Annotated in this window: 16 protein-coding genes; 8 read left to right on the forward strand and 8 right to left on the reverse strand. The window is 57.6% G+C overall.

Annotation, left to right across the window (positions count from 1 at the left end):
- Nucleotides 1-103 precede the first annotated feature (103 nt).
- From glnQ to glnH, 3 genes are read right to left on the reverse strand one after another with little or no spacing between them, the layout of a single operon-like run.
- Nucleotides 104-832: a glutamine ABC transporter ATP-binding protein GlnQ gene (glnQ, locus tag AGR13A_RS20985; protein WP_080839178.1), complete on the reverse strand. Its 729-nt coding sequence runs from the start codon at nt 830-832 to the stop codon at nt 104-106.
- Nucleotides 829-1,485: a glutamine ABC transporter permease GlnP gene (gene glnP / locus AGR13A_RS20990; protein ID WP_080839180.1), complete on the reverse strand. Its 657-nt coding sequence runs from the start codon at nt 1,483-1,485 to the stop codon at nt 829-831. The genes glnQ and glnP overlap by 4 nt, the downstream gene beginning before the upstream one ends.
- A gap of 57 nt (nt 1,486-1,542) precedes the next feature.
- Nucleotides 1,543-2,286 (reverse strand): glutamine ABC transporter substrate-binding protein GlnH, encoded by a 744-nt coding sequence (gene glnH, locus AGR13A_RS20995; protein WP_080839183.1) that lies wholly within the window; start codon nt 2,284-2,286, stop codon nt 1,543-1,545.
- On the opposite strand from glnH, the gene AGR13A_RS24775 reads away from it, so the two are divergent.
- From AGR13A_RS24775 to AGR13A_RS21020, 6 genes are all read left to right on the forward strand, one after another.
- Complete coding sequence (locus AGR13A_RS24775) at nt 2,273-2,716, forward strand: hypothetical protein (RefSeq protein WP_139786106.1); 444 nt, start codon at nt 2,273-2,275, stop codon at nt 2,714-2,716. The genes glnH and AGR13A_RS24775 overlap by 14 nt on opposite strands.
- A gap of 287 nt (nt 2,717-3,003) precedes the next feature.
- Nucleotides 3,004-3,288 carry a YMGG-like glycine zipper-containing protein gene (locus AGR13A_RS21000; protein ID WP_080723233.1) on the forward strand — a complete coding sequence of 95 codons (285 nt, stop codon included), beginning with the start codon at nt 3,004-3,006 and terminating at the stop codon, nt 3,286-3,288.
- 109 nt (nt 3,289-3,397) lie between these two features.
- On the forward strand, nt 3,398-4,162 hold the full coding sequence (locus AGR13A_RS21005) for a response regulator transcription factor (RefSeq protein ID WP_308400311.1): 765 nt from the start codon (nt 3,398-3,400) through the stop codon (nt 4,160-4,162).
- Nucleotide 4,163: 1 nt separating this feature from the next.
- Nucleotides 4,164-5,513, forward strand: a complete 1,350-nt coding sequence (locus AGR13A_RS21010; RefSeq protein ID WP_035225418.1) for a sensor histidine kinase — start codon at nt 4,164-4,166, stop codon at nt 5,511-5,513.
- A 247-nt stretch (nt 5,514-5,760) separates the two neighbouring features.
- Nucleotides 5,761-6,954, forward strand: coding sequence for an efflux RND transporter periplasmic adaptor subunit (locus AGR13A_RS21015; protein ID WP_080839185.1), 1,194 nt, complete (start codon nt 5,761-5,763; stop codon nt 6,952-6,954).
- Nucleotides 6,955-6,962: 8 nt separating this feature from the next.
- Nucleotides 6,963-8,912, forward strand: coding sequence for a MacB family efflux pump subunit (locus AGR13A_RS21020; protein WP_080839187.1), 1,950 nt, complete (start codon nt 6,963-6,965; stop codon nt 8,910-8,912).
- Nucleotides 8,913-8,978: 66 nt separating this feature from the next.
- Here AGR13A_RS21020 and AGR13A_RS21025 read toward each other — a convergent pair whose 3' ends face one another.
- Complete coding sequence (locus AGR13A_RS21025; protein WP_080839188.1) at nt 8,979-9,863, reverse strand: NmrA/HSCARG family protein; 885 nt, start codon at nt 9,861-9,863, stop codon at nt 8,979-8,981.
- An 89-nt stretch (nt 9,864-9,952) separates the two neighbouring features.
- On the opposite strand from AGR13A_RS21025, the gene AGR13A_RS21030 reads away from it, so the two are divergent.
- Nucleotides 9,953-10,366: a winged helix-turn-helix transcriptional regulator gene (locus tag AGR13A_RS21030; protein WP_080839190.1), complete on the forward strand. Its 414-nt coding sequence runs from the start codon at nt 9,953-9,955 to the stop codon at nt 10,364-10,366.
- Between the two features lie 576 nt (nt 10,367-10,942).
- Complete coding sequence (locus AGR13A_RS21035; RefSeq protein ID WP_080839192.1) at nt 10,943-12,400, forward strand: tyrosinase family protein; 1,458 nt, start codon at nt 10,943-10,945, stop codon at nt 12,398-12,400.
- A gap of 467 nt (nt 12,401-12,867) precedes the next feature.
- Here AGR13A_RS21035 and AGR13A_RS25175 read toward each other — a convergent pair whose 3' ends face one another.
- The 4 genes from AGR13A_RS25175 to AGR13A_RS21055 all read right to left on the reverse strand — a co-directional run bounded on the left by AGR13A_RS25175 (nt 12,868) and on the right by AGR13A_RS21055 (nt 18,010).
- Nucleotides 12,868-13,683 (reverse strand): isochorismate lyase, encoded by an 816-nt coding sequence (locus AGR13A_RS25175; protein WP_139786107.1) that lies wholly within the window; start codon nt 13,681-13,683, stop codon nt 12,868-12,870.
- A 144-nt stretch (nt 13,684-13,827) separates the two neighbouring features.
- Nucleotides 13,828-15,585, reverse strand: coding sequence for a gamma-glutamyltransferase (gene ggt / locus AGR13A_RS21045; RefSeq protein WP_080839193.1), 1,758 nt, complete (start codon nt 15,583-15,585; stop codon nt 13,828-13,830).
- 632 nt (nt 15,586-16,217) lie between these two features.
- The gene (locus tag AGR13A_RS21050) at nt 16,218-16,838 is read right to left on the reverse strand and encodes a GNAT family N-acetyltransferase (protein WP_080839195.1); all 621 of its coding nucleotides are present in this window, start codon (nt 16,836-16,838) and stop codon (nt 16,218-16,220) included.
- Between the two features lie 11 nt (nt 16,839-16,849).
- Nucleotides 16,850-18,010, reverse strand: a complete 1,161-nt coding sequence (locus AGR13A_RS21055; RefSeq protein ID WP_080839196.1) for a Gfo/Idh/MocA family protein — start codon at nt 18,008-18,010, stop codon at nt 16,850-16,852.
- Nucleotides 18,011-18,032 lie beyond the last annotated feature (22 nt).

Raw genomic sequence — 18,032 nt, forward strand, 5'->3', positions numbered from 1 at the left:
GAACGAGATGATGATGCGCCGTCGCGCCCCCTGGCGGCCAAGCGCGGCGCCAATGCCATGGCTGTCACCTTCAATGGTGATGGCTGCAAGCCGATTGGAAATATTAATGGACATGCTGCAGGAACTCACGAAGGCGGGGGTTTTCGGGATTGTCGAGAAGCGTCGCCGGATCGCCGTCAACAGTGATCTTGCCGCCCTCCATGAAGATCAGCCGTGTGCCGACCTGCCGGGCAAAGGCAATTTCGTGGGTCACGACGATCATCGTCATACCCTCTTCGGCAAGTGACTGCATGACTTTCAGCACTTCCTGCCGCAATTCCGGGTCCAGCGCCGAGGTCGGCTCATCGAACAGCATGAGTTTCGGTTTGACGGCAAGTGCACGGGCAATCGCGACACGCTGCTGCTGTCCGCCGGACAGTTCGGATGGATAATGATCGCCACGCTCCGCCAGTCCCACCTTGGCGAGCAGGGACTCTGCCTGTTGCTGCGCTTCCAGCTTGCTGACGCCACGCACGCGGCGCGGGCCGAACGCCACGTTTTCAAGCGCCGTCATCTGCGGGAATAGGTTGAACTGCTGGAAGACCATGCCCGCTTCCTGCCGGATCAGCCGCACGCGCGAGCGTCCTTCTTTCACGCTGATGCCGTCCACGACGACGTCGCCGCTGTCTATCTCCTCAAGTGCGTTAATGCAGCGCAGCAGCGTCGATTTGCCGGAGCCGGAAGGGCCGATCAGCACGACGACCTGGCCTGCATCGATGCCAAGGTCTACATCTCTGAGGACCGTGATCGGGCCGAATGTTTTGGTTACATTCCTGAATTCGACAATGCTCATAGGATCCGCATCCTTTTTTCCGTGTAGCGAAGAACCATGGTCAGGACGCCGGTCATAAGGAGATAAAGGATAGCCACGGCGGTCCATATCTCCACGGCGCGAAAGTTAGAGGCCATGATCTCCTGCCCCTGACGGGTAAGTTCGCCGACGCCAATGACAATGAACAGCGAGGTGTCCTTGAGGCTGACGATGAACTGGTTGCCGAGCGGGGGGATCATTCGCCGAAAGGCGATCGGGCCGATGACATAAGCGAGCACCTTCCACATCGGAAGGCCAAGCGCCATTCCCGCCTCTTTCAGCCCCTTGTTGACGGACAGCAACGTGCCGCGAACGATTTCGGCGATATAGGCGCCGGCGTTGAAGATGATCGATGCAATCGCCGCTGTCATTGGGTTGACGCGTACATCCGCCAGCATGGGAAGCGCGAAATATATGAACATCACCTGCACGACGATAGGCGTGCCACGGACGATTTCAACGTAAATGAATGCAATGACGTTGAGCAGCCAGTTGCCGTAGGCGCGCATGAACCCGGCAAGCGTGCCGACGAGGATGCCGCCGGCAAGGCCCGCCAGGGCAATAAGAAGGGTTAGGCGCGCGCCGCCCAGCAGGGCGGGCAGGGCCTCGACGACCACCGACCAGTCAAATTCCATCTTCTTTGTCCTTGAAAGCGCGCCGGCAAGACCAGCGCGCGTGAGCCGGGGGATGGATCAGAGCTTCGGTTCTGCGCCGAACCACTTCTTGTAGATGGCCGTGTAGGTGCCATCCTTTTTCAGCTTGGTCAGCGAAGCATTCACCTTGGAGACCAGATCGCTGCCCTTGGGGAACGCCATGCCGTATTGCTGCGCCATCATCTGCTCGCCGACGGCCTTCACCTTTCCGCCGCCGGCGGTGTTGATGTAATAGAGCACGTTCGGCGTATCGTGCATTGCAGCGTCAACGCGGCCAGTCTGAAGCTCCATGTAGGCGTTGTCGACGTTCGGGAACTGACGTAGTTCCGTATCCTTGAAGTTCGACTTGGCATAATCGGCGGCCGAAGTGCCGGTCTTGATCGCCAGCGTCTTGCCCTTAAGGTCGGCCGGGCCGGCTATCTTGCTGTCTGCAGGCACCATCAGGAGAAACCCGCTGTCGTAGTAACCGTCGGAGAAGTCGATGACTTTCTTGCGTTCGTCCTTGATGGTGATGCCGGCAAGTCCAACATCAACCTGCTTGGTCTGGAGTGCGGGAATGATACCGTTAAAGTCCATCGGCTGGAGCGTGTAGGTCACGCCTATGTCCTTGGCGACCGCGTCCCACAGGTCGATATCGAAGCCGACATATTTGTCGCCTTGTTTAAATTCAAACGGGACGAACGCGGTGTCGGTGGCGACAACGAGGTCTTTCGCCTGAACAGCACCGAAGGACATGGTGACTGCAACGGCGCCGATCAGCAGATGACGAATGCGCATTTTCATGAAGACGTTCCCCTTTGTTGATGCGTCCAAAGTTTGCTCTTCGACGCTGAGTGCAAATGTAGAATGCTTTTTTGATCTTGTCGCATTGAAAATTTGCACGGCGGATTCTTCGAGAAATGGGCTAGTGCCTGAAATTTATTCGCTCAGCGTATTTTTCAGGTGCGAAAATGATGAGGGACGCATGGGCAAAAAAGCAATCGGCGCGGGGACTTGGAAAAACAACAACCGATCGATGTCAGGTTGTTTGCAGAAATACGGGGCGGTTTGCCCGAATATGATGCAAGTGAATCTCCAGATGTATTATTGCAACATTCGTTTCAATAATAATGCAATTTTTTACTGTTCACGGCGCAATCTCTGGTCCCGCAAGGGGCTGCTGCTTTTTCAGTTCTGCCGCAAACTCGGCTTCGAGCCCAAAAGGATTGACTGATCCTCTTCCAGTCGATTTGGCTATTTAGGAGCGGGATTTCGATCCACTATCCTCAAACGCAGTGGTGAACGGTGCAACGTTGGAGCCTGTCGATCGGGCGGGCGGAATTACCTGAGAATTGCTGATCGCGAAAACGCGCATCCTACACGAGTTTGCGCTTTCGACTGGTGTCGGTGTCGAGGGTTCTGCGTAACTTCCACGTAATTTTCGGTGGCCATACGTCGCCGCCTTGGCGCGTCTCAATGGTCGACGGGCGACCGTAGCGGCGATGGATCGAAAGGACAGACATGAAAAAGATCATTTCAGGCATATTCGTTTGTTTGACGCTGACGGCTTGCAGCCAGACGGAAAAGGGCGCCGGTATTGGTGCGGCCAGTGGCGCCATCATTGGCGGGCTGGCAAGCGGCACGTGGCAAGGTGCTGCAGTGGGAGCCGCCGCGGGAGGTGCTGGAGGGGCTGTCATTGGGAACATCAGTGAACGAAACGACAGGAACCGCCGCGATCGCTGGGAAAATCGGGACCGACGCGATTACGGTTGCAGATATCGGGATAACTACGGCCGCTGCCGATAAGGGGCTGGTATTGGCGACCGGGGGCTGAAAGCCGGCTGGATACTCAGCAGGTTTCGGTTCCCCGGTGCCGGACATCTGGACCGCCGATTGACTTGGCGGCCAGTCGGTCATGGCAGTCGAGTTTATCCGAAACATACATATAAATTTGCTGTTAGAATTCTTGAGAACAGCTGTCCGGGACTTGCACGATCAGGCCACTATGAAACTTCTGCTTATCGAAGACGATCCGGAAATGACGGATGCCTTGAGGACGGCCCTCTCGCAGCATGGCATCGTGCTGGATGCTGTTGGAGATCTGGCGATGGCGCGGGAAGCAATCGCCATGGCGGATTACGATATTGTCCTTATCGACCGGCAACTGCCGGATGGCGATGGCAGTACCTTCCTCGCCGATTTGCACCGCACGGGTTCAAATACGCGATCGATCATTATCTCCGCTCTGAGGTCGACCGACGAGCGAATTTCCGGCCTCAATGACGGCGCCGATGACTATTTGCCGAAGCCGTTCGAAATTCCCGAGTTGATTGCCAGAATGAGCGCTGTGCTGAGGCGGGTGCCGACAGCTGGCCCATTCGTCCTGTCGGCAGGAAACGTCACCTATGACCGGGTTTCATGCGATGTGCATGTCAACGGCGTCCGACTTGCGCTCACCCGCAGGGAACTGCTCATCATCGAAACTCTTCTGAGGAACCGTGGTCGTACCGTGTTGCGCTCGTCCCTTGAGGGGCAGGTCTATTCCTTTGACGATGAGATCCAGTCGAACTCACTGGAGTCCAACATGTCTCGCCTGCGCCGAAAGCTTGGCGAAGCGGAGGCCGACATTGTTATCAAGAACATTCGTGGCATAGGCTACTACCTTCATGAGCAGAAATAGGATGACCAGCACATCCCTTCGCTGGCGATTTACTTTTGGTTTTATTGTCCTGCAGCTCTGCGCGGTCATAGCCTCGCTCAGCCTGGTTTTCTATCTCCTTTCTGGCCTCAAGCCCGATGTGGCGATCACGTCCATCTGGCTGTCTCAGGAAATCGCAGACTCGGTTCGTCTCGAGCCGAATGGCCGACCTCATCTGGTTCCGACGGCCGAGCTTAAAGAGATTATGGAGGACGCGCCTGACCTGTGGTTCGTGGCAGACCTTGGAAAAGATACTGTCCTTGCACACGGCGCGCCTCCCGGGAAAATTGCCGACAACATGCCATTCCTGCGGACGTTCAGAAGTGTCGAGCTCCATGGTGACCTGAATGATCCGTTGAGTGTCGCCCGCATGGAGCGTTTCGATACAGAGGCCGGTGAGGCCACGATTTTTGCCGGCGGCGTTTCGATGTCCCAATATGGTGTGACCGTGCTGCTGGGGAACCTTGCCATCGGCGTGCCGGCGCTGATCCTCGTCGCCATTTCCCTGATTGGCGTCCCGTTTGTCACACGCTTGGCTTTGCGGTCCTTCAGCGATCTGACCAGGCGTCTCGACAGGATCGATCTCGACACACGTGGCGCCCTGGTGGAAGAGCGGGGCTTGCCCACTGAGGTGCTTCGTCTGGTGCGCGACATCAACAGGGCACTGCGTCGTCTCGACAGCGGCTTCGAGGCGACGGAGCGCTTCTTTGTCAACGCGGCCCATGAACTTCGAACGCCGATTGCTGTCCTGCAGGTAAGAATCGATACGCTTTCACCAGGTGCGGACAAGACACACCTGCAGACGGCCATCAAGCGACTTACAGCGATCGCGAACCAGCTTCTCGACACCGAGAAGTACCGGCAGAAGCCCCAGCAGAATGCACCCGTCGATCTCAACAGCGTTGTGTCGAAGGTGGTTGCCGACCTTGCTCCCCTGGCGATCGCCGAAGGTTACGATATTTCGTTCGATAGCGATGCGGAAAACCTGTTCGTTCCCGGCGATGCCGAAGCTCTGGAGCGTGCATTCGTCAATCTGGTGCGTAATGCAGTCCAGTACGGAGGCGGCAAAGGACAGATATCGGTCAGTATTGAGGCTGACGGCAGCGTGGCTGTCGCCGATCAGGGCTGCGGAATTGCCGGCGATAAGCAATCGCGCATATTCGAGCCGTTCTACCGGATCAGCCCTCACGGCTCAGGTGCGGGCCTGGGGCTCAGCATGGTCAACGAGATCGTCACCCGTCACGGCGGCTACGTTGAGCTTTCGTCCGCTCCAGGCAAGGGCAGCACATTTGCCGTACGCTGGCGCGAGAAGCGCGTTTTCCAGCAGCGGTAGGGCCCGTCGTCTGCGCCAACTGGTCAAGGCATCTTCGTTCGTCGACGTTGGCTGAGCACGGCCGCGATCGCTTGATGTCTGGCGCACAATCTTTGGCACGCCATCCACATTGCAAGCACTCTTTGCTGATCGGTTGATCTTCCAGCGCGTGCCAAACGGATAGGCGCGACGACGGCTCTCCGTAATTTTCAGGTAACTCTCGTGACAGAGAAAGCCCGCAAATTTCAATAGCATGGGCCACGACTAAATGACACGACACATTACCCGCAAGCGTTTGATCCTGGGGGCGGCAACCCTTGTCGGTCTGCTGGGCGTCTGGCTGCTGTTTCTGCGTCCGCCGGCAAAGCTTGAACTGGTGACAGCGCAGGCGCGAACGGGTGACATTGAAGAGGTGGTGCTGGCGACCGGGGTTCTCGAACCGCTCGAGCTGGTGCGTGTCGGCGCTCAGGCCTCGGGTCGCATTGAGCATCTGGCTGTCAAGATCGGTGACATCGTCGAGGCTGGCCAATTGGTGGCCGAGATCGATTCCCAGACCCGGCGCAACACCTTGCGGGACCGCGAGGCCGCTTTGGCCAACATCCGCGCCGTTCACGCCGCGCGCAGCGCCGGTCTGGTGAAAGCCGAGAAGGATTTCGAGCGCGAGCGTGACCTGCTGGCAGGTGGTTCCACGCCGCGCGCCCAGTATGACGCTGCGGTTGCGATGCGAGACACCGCGCGGGCTGAGGTTCAGTCGCTGGACGCTCAGGTCGCCCAAGCGCAGGTCGCGCTGGAGTCTGCGGGTATAGAACTGGACTATACCCGCATCACTGCCCCAATCGCCGGCACGGTGGTCGCGATCGTCACCGACGAGGGCCAAACCGTGAATGCCCTGCAGACCGCGCCGACCATCGTCATGATCGCACGATTGGACACAATGACGGTGCGCGCGGATATCTCCGAGGCTGACGTCGTGCGTGTGCGGCGGGGCCTGCCGGTCTGGTTCAGCATTCTTGGCGATCCGAAGCGTCGTTTCGATGGGGAGTTGCGACAGGTGGAACCGGCCCCGGCCTCCATCGCCAACGAGAGCAACGCCGCGGCGAGCCGGATTGGCTCAACCAACGGTGCGGTCTATTACACCGGGCTGATCGACGTGGCGAATGCGGACGGGGTCCTGCGGCCCTCCATGACGGCGCAGGTGTCCATCGTCTTGAGCCGCGTCAGCGGCGCCGTGCTGGTTCCGCTCAGTGCGGTGGAAGGGGCGCCCCGGGCCGGCGATACGGCGCGTGTGCGCATACTGGACGCGATGGGCGAGGTCCAGATCCGGCAGGTCCAGGTCGGCATCGATAACGGCGCGGACATCCAGATCCTTAGCGGTCTTCAGGCAGGCGAGACCATCGTTCTGGGTGCATCCACGGACGAACGCACGGATGGCCAGGCTCAACTGGCCGCGGCGAAACGGTAGGGCGCGCTATGACGGAACCACTGATCCGCGTACGTGGGGTATCCCGCGCTTTCCCCGCAGGCGACGAGATGGTGCGAGTGCTGAAAGACGTCGACCTCGACATCGAGGCCGGCGAGATGATGGCCATCATCGGTGCTTCTGGCTCCGGCAAGTCGACGCTGATGAACATCCTTGGCTGCCTCGATCGTCCGACGGACGGCAGCTACTGGATCGAAGGACGCGAGACCTCGAAGATGTCCGTTGACGAACTGGCGGCGCTACGCCGTGAGCGTTTTGGTTTCATCTTCCAGCGCTATCATCTGCTTGGCGATCTCAGCGCGGCCAGCAACGTCGAGGTGCCGGCCATTTATGCCGGACGCAGCCGATCCGACCGGCACAAGCGAGCGATCTCCTTGTTGACCCGGCTGGGCCTCGCCGAGCGGACGGGCAATATCCCAGGCAAGCTTTCGGGCGGCCAGCAGCAGCGGGTGTCGATTGCCCGCGCCCTGATGAATGGCGGCGAGATAATTCTGGCCGATGAACCGACCGGAGCGCTGGATACGCACAGCGGCGCCGAAGTCATGAAGATCCTGCGCGAGCTTCACGCCGAAGGGCACACCATCATCCTCGTCACTCACGACAAGAAGATCGCGGAACACGCGGATCGGGTTGTCGAGATCAGCGACGGCGTTATCATTTCCGACGAGCGCAATATATCCAAATCCGCCGCGACGGCCCGCCCCATCCGCGAGCACGCGCCGGGCGCTGGCTGGCGTGGCGCAATTGACCGGATGACCGAAGCCTTTCGCATGGCAGGCGCGGCAATATGGGCGCACAAGATGCGCTCGCTTCTGACCATGCTCGGCATCATCATCGGTATCGCCTCGGTGGCGGCTATCTCGGCACTGGGAGCCGGCTCGCAGCAACAAATCCTGAGCAGTATCAGTTCGCTCGGCACCAACACGATCGAGGTGCGGGCCGGGAAAGGCTTCGGCGATCTGGAAGCGGGCAAGATACGGACGCTGGTTCCCGCCGATGCAGAAGCGCTGGTGAACCAGCCCTATGTCGACAGCGTGACACCAACCGTCACGACGAGCGTAACTGTCAAGCGCGCCGCCGTGGCCGTAAATGCGTCAGTCACCGGAGTTGGCGCCGACTTCTTTCGTGTACGGGGTCTTGAGCTGGCGCATGGACAACTGTTCGACGCCCAGGACGTTACCGCCTACAGCCAGAATGTGGTGATCGACGCAAACGCCGCGCGAGACCTGTTTCCAGACCGGGTTAACCCGGTGGGGCAGGTCGTCCTTCTGGGCACAATGCCGGCGAGGGTTGTGGGTGTGACGAAACGGGAAAACTCCTTCGGCCCGGCGGTTGATACGTTGACGGTTTATGCGCCCTACACAACCGTCATGGGCCGCATGCTGGGTCGTCCGAACGTCGACGGCATAACGGTCCGTATCAGAGACGATGTCGATCCGGGCAATGTCGAGGCCGCAGTTTCGCGCCTTCTCGAGCGTCGGCATGGCGCGAAAGACTTCTTCCTCACCAACTCGGCGACCATTCGCGAGACTATCGAGACCACCACGCAGACCCTGACGCTGCTGATTTCGTCAGTCGCCGTGATCTCGCTGATTGTCGGTGGCATCGGCGTGATGAATATCATGCTGGTATCCGTGACCGAACGCACCAAGGAGATCGGCGTTCGTGTGGCCGTCGGCGCGCGCCGCAGCGACATCCTTTCCCAGTTCCTGATCGAGGCCGTCATGGTCTGCCTTGTCGGCGGCTTCATGGGAGTGATGCTCGCCCTCGGGATCAGCGCTCTTTTCAATTTGCTGAGCCCCGACTTCAAAATGATCTTCTCTTCGGGCTCCATCATGGTGGCCTTCGCCTGCTCAACCCTGATCGGAATCGTCTTCGGCTTCCTTCCGGCCCGCAATGCGGCAAAGTTGGACCCGATCGAGGCCCTGGCGCGCGACTGATGAACTGCAAGCGTCTGCTAGGTTGCATTGTGGTTCGCTTGTCATTATTGAGGCTGGCGTATGTCCCTAGACCGACGGTTGCAAGGCTGCATCGAGCAGCTTACGCCCATTGCCAGCGAGCCAGGACCTGAAAGTGAGAAGGTCGGGGTTAATTTCGCGCATGACTTTCAGATCGACAAGCTCGGCGAGCGGCCCGTCTACCAGGCTCTCTGCCATATGCGCGAGATCAGCGTTTGCAGCCAAAACATCGTCCGGAAACCGTTCATAGGCTATCGAGCGACCGGCTGCTGCGCTGAAGGCAGCCGCAAGCTCGGGGCCGGTCAGTCGATCACTGGCGATTTTAAGTGTTGCGCCGCCGAAGCGTGATTTGTCGGCAAGCACGGCAGCGACAAACCTGCCGATGTCTTCCACGGCGGTGAGCTGAATGGAATGGTCGGGTCGGATCAGGGACACCAGCCGGCCCTCCTCCAGACCGAAGCCAGGTCGCACCAGCATTTCCATGAAAATCATCGGCCGGATGATGGTCGTCGTCATGTCGAGCTGTCGAATATGGGCTTCGATACGAGGCTTGGCGTCGAAACGCGGAACGCCTGTCAGTTCATTCCCCACGCTGGCGCCTGACGAATAAACAAAATGGTTGATGCCGGTTTCGGCAGCGATATCCGCAATCGATATACCATGACGGACTTCGTCTTCGGCAGCCAGGCTGGCTGGAAGTACGCTAAAGACGCCATAGGCGTCTTTCATCGCTGTGCGGATTACTTTGGTCTCTTCAAATGAACCCTGGATAAGCTCCACGCCTGCATCCCGTAACTGTAGCGATGCAGCTTTGGTGGAATCCCGAACGAGTGCGCGAACAGGCCATCCTGCCTTCAGCAAGGCTTTGGCGACAGATCCTCCCTGCCTTCCGGTAGCGCCGAAAACCAGAATGGGATGCTTGCTATTGGTCACTTGAAGCCCTCGCGTTAAACCAGGACCGTCTATATATACGAATGTTGTGCTGCCGGAAGACGGCACATTTTTCAGCATCAGGCACAAGGATGATACCCTTGGAAGAGCAGATCGATGCCGACCCATCGCGCGGATCAGAAAACGACAGACACTTCAGACCCATCCCGTCAAACGGGATCTGCAGCCTGCTGAGTGACAAATGGACTGTGCCGGTTCTTTGGCGTCTTTCTCTCGCGGAAGATCATCGGCTCCGCTTTTCGACATTGAAAAAAGAGGTCGGTGAGATCACCCAGCGCATGCTGACGCTCACGCTGCGTAATCTCGAGCGCGAAGGATTTGTTGTGCGTCACTACTTTCCCGAAGTGCCGCCGCGTGTCGAATATGAGTTGACAGAGATCGGCCACGGAGCTTTGCGTGCCCTTGAGGGATTTAACTTCTGGGTCCACGACAATCTGGATACCATCACAGCGCGCCGGCGCGCTTACGACCAGGCGAAGTTGTAACCCAGTGACCGAAATTGGCTGAGAAGGCGGAAGTGGTCGCGGAGGTTACCCGCTTTCCTCAGTTGACGAAGCGACTTCGGCTGTCGATCCGGAAAACGAGGAGGCGATCAAGCAAGCAATTTCGGCTCTGGCCGTCGGCCGCACTCTTTTCGTCATCGCTCACAACCTGTCCTTGATCATCGCTGCCGATCTAATCATTCTTCTTGATGCTGGCGAGCGACACCCACGAAACCCTTCTGCAAATGTCTTACCGTTGGCTTTGGAACCGCTCGGCCGCCACGCAGAACTGGACAATGGCGGTACCGCGGTAGTCGTTTCAAACAACTGGCGAAGCTTGGTCTGCCCGGCGCAGAAGATCTACGACCCTGTTCTTGCCTTAATATCGATCTCTGCGCCCGAAAATGTGGCGCCGATACGAGTTTAGCGCGGCCCCTCAACTTCCACCGCCCATCTTAACAGATCGAAGCCGTTCTCAGTTCTTTTTGCGCCCATCATGAAAAAACAAATCACTGACGGTTACTTTACTATGGGTTGAATTTGGCGGAAAGTACTCGCTTAAGATATGGAGGCGAACTCATGCATCGACGCAGTTTTGTAGCAGGAGCGACCACGGCGGCGATCCTGATGGGCATCAATCGCTTCGACATTGCCCGTGCAGCGGGATCAGGCGCGAGGGAGGATATCGAGACGTTTTCCAAAGACCCTCAGAAGGTAGCGTCGCTGCGACTTGCTTTTCAGAAGCTTTACGACCGTCCAAAAGATCAGAAAGTTGGATGGTTTAATTATGCAGCCATTCATGGGATCCCGTCTAACGATCCCGATGCCGGAAAATTGCCTGCAACGATTAAGGCCTACTGGTCTCAGTGCCATAACGACGAAAGTCTCTTTTTCATCTGGCACCGCGCTTACCTGGCGGCGATAGAGAGGAATTTGCAAAAACTTTCCGGCGTCCCGACACTCCGGCTTCCCTATTGGGACTGGTATAAAAATCCGTCCCTTCCCGCGATCTTCCGGGAAGAATTTTTAGACGCAGGGAAGAAGGAAAAGAATTCCCTCTACAACAGGAATAGGGATTCAGCTGTCCAAGCCGGGGATGATGTCTGGTTTTCGTCATCGTCAGGAGCGCTCGATGACACCTCTTTTTTCGGCTTTCAGACAGGCTTAGAAGGAAGTGAGCACGGTGACATACATATCGGCGTGGCGGGCGGCGCCATATCGGATATGGGGCGCGTGCCGACCGCAGCCCGGGATCCGATATTCTGGCTACATCACTGCAATATCGATCGACTCTTCACGGCCTGGATTTCTCTCAAACGCAAAGCGCCGGATCAGGCTACATCGTTTGCCGCTGGCAAGTTCGCGTTCCCGATCGATCAGGACGCGGATTACAAGCCAGTCGCGAGCACCCTGGACATGAATTCCACCTCGCCACTCGGCCAAGTCTATGAAAGCTTGGAGGCTCCGTTTTCCCAGAAAGTTGCGCAGGTGACAAAGCGCCCACCGGTTTCCCGCACAATCTCAGCGAATGCCCGCCCGTTTGGCAGAAGCATTCTTGCCCTGAATGCAGCAACCTCGGTGACCGTACCGACGTCGGGAGTAAGCCTTGCGTTTGCATTGCCTAGCGACAGTGATCCGCGTTTGAACAGCGTGTTCAACTCTGTACCGCTGCGCGAAGCCACATCGGTCATTATCGTTCTCGAAGGCGTCCGTCTGGATTCGCCAGCGAATGGCCTTACCGGGTTCGACGTTTTTGTGAACCTGCCGGAAGGCCAACAGGCTGGCGCCGGCGACTACAAGGTCGGTTCCATTGCCCTCTTCAACCTGACTGTTGATCATGGCGATCATCATGGCGGGGCAGGCTCGACGTTCAGGTTCGCTGCAACGAACCAAGCACGGTTGCGCGGGAAATTGACCAGCAACGTCGTTGTAAGCCTTGTTCCCAGATTCACCCCAAGAGCAGATCAAACTTCTGTTGATCCAAGTCTTCAGATTAAGGACTTTCGAGTGGAGGTTTCAAGCGCTCCCTTGCAATAGGTGTAATCACCTTTTGCATGGATAAAAATAGGGGGGATCCAGATTTCGCCGGATTGGCCTGACGTCGTTTCAAGCGGGGTAGATGACCTTGGCGCACTTCATCGCAATACCAAACACATATGTGTCGTCGGTTATATCGACTATGACGACATTTTTTGGAAACGCCACCCTCTGAAAATACAGACGGTGCTAATGAGTACCGGCAAGAGGTTTCGAAACAAGCTCGACATCGCCCGGCAACAAATGGATTCGCTGACATAACAGTATCAGCTGACACTTTCGCAGGAGGTGTTGACGAAGCGGAGACAGCCCATTGGATCAAAGGGCGTCGCATTTTACCAAAAAACCAAACAACTTCGACGTCACTGCTTGCAGCAAAAATGGAACGATTGGCCGCGTGCCGATGAAACGCGCGATTTCATCGGCCGCTTCGCGCAAACTGCGGGGAAATGTGCCTCCGCCATGTCCTACTCCGCCTTGTTCAGGGGCGCGTTCTTTTGTTCCCAATGGCGAATCTGCTGCTGGATAAACCATTGAATTATCTGGCTGAACAGTGGTACGACGAAATTCGGGTCCAGTTTGTTTTCCTCCGCCCAGCGGCACCTTTCCGGTAGCATGGCAGCGACTCGCTCGGGCGCGGGTATGCTTGCGACGTCTGGCTTGAAACGGGCCGCCTCCAGGACATAGCCCATGCGCAGGCCTAGCAGGTCGATAAGCGCACGGTCGATCGTGTCGATCGCCTGGCGGATGTCGCCGAGGTTTTGGCAATCGGTGGGCGTTTCGGCCCGGATGCCGAGGTCTTTCGCTGAAGGCATGAGTTGGTCTCCGTTGTCGAGGTCAGCGTGAAGGTGAGATTGCTTCACCCGTTCGCGCAGGTCTTTCTTGCTCACCCTGCCGATCCCGGTTTCTGGAAACTGCGCGATGAAGATGAACGCCGCAAGCCCCCGCGCTTTCAAATGCAGGATGACGGTGGCGACGAATTCGGCGGCCGAGTTGCCGAAGACGAGATCGGGCGCAAGATGCCAGCTCCGCAGCATCTCAGCAAGGGCATATTGCCAGCGCAGGAGCGCTGGCTGTGTATAGAGCGTCTGGTCGAGGTTGCTTGCCCGTTCGGGATCGAAGGGCATGCAGGCCAGATGGGAAATGCCGTTCCGGCTGAAGCCTCCAAAACAGGTTTCAATAGCATTGCGGAACACTGCGCTCTCGCGATGGAAAGTGAGCCCTATGCCCGCATGCTGGCCGGTGAAAATCCAGGCTGAGGTTTGCAATCGACCTTCGGTCAATGGGCAGACTGCAAGATATAGGTCATGTCTTGGCAGATAGCCCAGAAACAGAGAATGGTAAGCATGGTTTCAACCATCGATCCTAGCCCAGCAAGCGGTATGCTCAGTCTTCTCGGGCCGACCGCTTTCCGCAGACGGAGCGTCTCACTCCCCAGTAACCATTCCCTCGCGTCGTGGGTCGGCGCTGCCAGCCAAACCTTGGGTGGTTATCTCGATAGCGTGCAAACCGGAATTCATCTCACCCGGTTTAACCTCGTAGCCCAGCGCTTTCAGCCCCTCTACCAGATTTTCAGCGCTGGTGTTGGCCTCAACGTCGTAGGTGCCGAACCGGTTGATGAGATGCGGCTGGGCGACGATTGCCTCCACGGGCATTCCCCAATCGATATAAGCGATCAGCGCCTGCGCCACATAGCCAATGATCTGGCTGCCACCAGGCGAACCAATGGCGAGCAGCGGCTTGCCGTCCTTCATCACGATCGTCGGCGCCATGGAGGAGCGCGGCCGTTTGCCGGGCTCGACGCGGTTGGCTATCGGCAGGCCGCCGTCATGGGTCTTGAAGGAAAAGTCCGTCAACTCGTTATTGAGCAGAAAGCCGTTCGTCATGAGACGCGAGCCAAAGCCATTTTCGATCGTCGTCGTCATCGAGACCACGCTGCCTTCCGTGTCAACGATGACAAAATGACTTGTAGAAGGCAACTCCAGTGCGGCATCCCGGCCGAAAAGTAGCGCGTGGTCCCATTCCGGCTCGCCGGCCTTGACGGTGTCGTTTGCCAACGCCTTGTCGCCGTCGAGCAGTTTTGCCCTCTCGCCCAGATAGGACTTGTCCACCAGACCCTTGATCGGTAGCGGCATGAAATCGGGGTCGGCGACGTAACGCTCGCGGTCGGCGAAGGCGAGACGCTGTGCATCGCCGATAATGCGCCAACTGGCAACATTTTCTGGCCCCGGAGTTTTGAGATCAAAATTCTCCGCGATGCCGAGAATCTGGCCAACGGCGATGCCACCCGACGATGGCGCTCCCATGCCGCAAACGTCAAGACCACGATAGATAAAGCAGAGTGGCTCACGTTCGATGACGCGATAATTGGAAAGATCGGCCAGCGACAGCACGCCGGGATTGTCGGCCGCCTCGCGCACAGTCTTGACGATCGCCTCGGCAATTGGCCCCTTGTAAAAGGCATCGGCGCCGCCTTTTGCAAGCGCAGAAAGCGTCTCAGCGTAAGCGGGGTTCTTCAACAAGGCACCGTTCCGGAGGGCGACCCCGGACGTGTCAAAGAAATAGGAGCGGGGTTCCGCATATTTCTTCAACCGATCTCCCTCCGACGCTATCAGGGAGGCAAGACGCGGCGACACTTTGAAGCCCTCGCTCGCCAGCGTTTCCGCCGGCTTCAGCAGGCTTGCCCATTCCGCCTTTCCATAGCGTTTGTGGGCCTCTTCCAGAAGTCGCACAGTTCCTGGCGTGCCAACAGAGCGACCGCCGACCACTGCGTCCATGAATTTTAGCGGCTGACCTCTGTTATCCAGGAAGAGCTTTGGCGTCGCTTCCATCGGCGCTGTCTCCCGGCCGTCCAACGTCGTCAGCTTGCCGGTTTTTGCGTCGTAATAGACGAGGAAGGCGCCGCCTCCGAGACCAGAACTCTGTGGTTCAACGAGGCCGAGCACGGTCTGCACCGCCACCATCGCATCTATGGCGTTGCCGCCCTTAGAAATCACGTCGCGTCCTGCCACAGCCGCCAGCGGATTGGCTGCCGCGACCATAAATCTCCTTGACTCGACACGTTTGGCAGTTGCGACCACCGTGGCTTTCTCGGGTGCCACCGTGTCTGACGCCTGCTGGGCGGAGACGATTGCGGCGGAAAGGATGAAGGCGAGAAAAGCCTCACTGAGAAATCTCAATTCCATTAGCCTTATCCTCCATAACCGCACAATCCGTTGATGTGAGAAGGGCATCCAACCGAGCCAGCAGGCAGATCGAACCCGTAATGGCTCAAGCGCGAATGATTTTGCGAACTCTTGCTTCGCCCGTAGGCCCGTCCACAAGTGACGATAGGACGTTTGACAATCTCTTCTGTTATCTCGCCACTTTTTGTTTCAGGCTGTTCATCTGCCCGCAGATCGTACTGCGCGACTTACCCTCCCACGCGGTTCAGATCGGCGCAGATGCTTCGCCGGGTTTTGCCGATAATGCCGTTTAGCAGACCAGTTCGGAGCGCCGCTCTTTTTTGACACTATGATGGCTGTGTCGCCGCATGTCCATCAAGCGGTCGACCTCGCGTTGGAAAATGGAAATCTGGCGAGAGTGAATCGGCTTTCGTTAAACATTCAGAGCCTCCGCGACTACTGGCGGGTCGCAGGTTCGATTTGCATCAAGAACAAAGCCAATATGCGATAAGGTGGCGGGCTATTAGAGGCCAGTTTGCCTCCTAAAATTTGTTGCACGAAAGCGTTAAGCGGCCTCAGGACTCCAACTGTGAAAATAAGGCCGTTCTAGCTTTAAGAGGGAATCTGGAGGATCCCGACGCGCCTTAAATGGTTCATCTAACTAGCCGCTTGCCCATCAGGATCGATGGTGTTCGATCCAATTCCACGAAGCCGAATTTAGCGTAAAAGCCGACGACCTTTTCGTTGTGCTGGTTCACGCCCAGATGGACGCCTTCCACGCCTGACCTATGCAACGCATCCAGTTGATGTCGCAGTAGCGTCGATCCATGACCGCCATTTTGAACTTCGGGCAGAAGGTTGATATGCAGATGAGCGGGATAGAGGTCCTTCACCTGAGAAGGTGTCCGTGGCGCGCTTTGAATGTAGGAAAGAACATTTTCATCCTCTGGCGTTCGCGCTGAGAAATCGAGAAGCTCTTCCTGCACGTGCGGCCACCATTCGGCCTCAAGCCAGTCTTCATAGGTAGTCGTATCGGCTGCCGCGACACAGTAGCCCATGACGGCTCCGTCCTTCGTCAGCACGAAGGCATTTTTTGCACAGAAGCGAACATAGGGCAGGGCCCATACCAAACCTGGAAGTCTCGGGTCGCTATAGCAATGCGATCCGTCCTGACCCCGATGGGCAGTGCGCAGGCAGATGTCGAGGATCGCCGCCTCATCGGACGGTTGGGCGTTGCGGATGATGACGGACGATGAAAGGGCTGGCATGGTCATAATCGCGCCCCTCAAGCAGCAGCATGTGAGGTATGGAGCGCGTCGTCGAAGCGCTGCCAGGTTTCGGCAAGCTCGATGGTACGTCGTGCACGGCGTGCCTCATCGATCTTGATTGCCACGAGCCCTGCCTCCAAAGCCGCGACGATATTGACGGGCAGCGATGCAGCCTCTGTCAGATGCCTGTAGATATCCGAGGCCATCTGGTCATCGGCGCCATAGTGATCGCTTTCATGCCCTTCGTAACGTCGCTCAACAAGCTTTTCCCCCGTTACGGCGGAATGAACCTCGAAGCGATTGCGGATGAAATCACCCTCGGCCATTCCCTTGCTGCCGATAACGCAGAAGCGGCGAAACTGATCGGGAACGTTGAGGTTGGTATGAAACGACATCGTCGCCCCGCTCTGATATTCGACGATCGCCGTCTGATAGTCGATAATATCACCATCGCTCTCGAAGACGGCGGCGCTCTCGAGCCAACCGCTAGGCTTTTTATAGAACTCCTGCTGCTGAAACGCCGAGAGCCGATCCGGACTGTTTTCCGCAATGAAGGACTTTCGGCCTCCAAAGCTGGCGACGGCCATCGCCCGCTCCCCTACAACGCTGCCATATAGATCGATGTCGTGGCAGCATTTTTCCAGGATGAAGGGGCCTGCGTAGCGCGTATGCCGCCGCCAATCGCGCATGAAAAAGGCGCCGTGGTAAGGTGCGATATGCTCGGATGCCTCAATCGACGTGATCGATCCGATGTGACCTTCAGCCTGTGCCGCACGCAGATCCCGGTATAGGTCGGAATAACGCAGTACGAGGCCCACCATAACGCTGTCACTGCCATATTCAGCGAGCAGCCGTGCCATCCTCATTGTCTGGTCTTCATCTATAACCACTGGCTTTTCCGTGAAAACCCGTACGCCGGCGCGCAATCCGGCGGTGATATGATCCAGATGGAAAAGATTGGGCGAGCCGACCATGAGGAGATCCGGCCGCGTCTGCGTCAACATCGCCTCCATGGTCTCGAAACGTCGCGGCTCCTGCAGACCGGAAGACAGAATGGCCGGCAGTCCTGCAGGCTGGGGATCCATCAGGCCGACGATTTCCAATTCGGGGCAGGCCTTGCGGAAGGAGGCAATGACATTTGCAAGCCGAAAGCCAAGCCCGGCGACTGCGATTTTCATGTTTTAGTCCTGTCGGCGAGAG

Source organism: Agrobacterium genomosp. 13 str. CFBP 6927 (assembly GCA_900012615.1).
Classification (GTDB): Bacteria; Pseudomonadota; Alphaproteobacteria; order Rhizobiales; family Rhizobiaceae; genus Agrobacterium.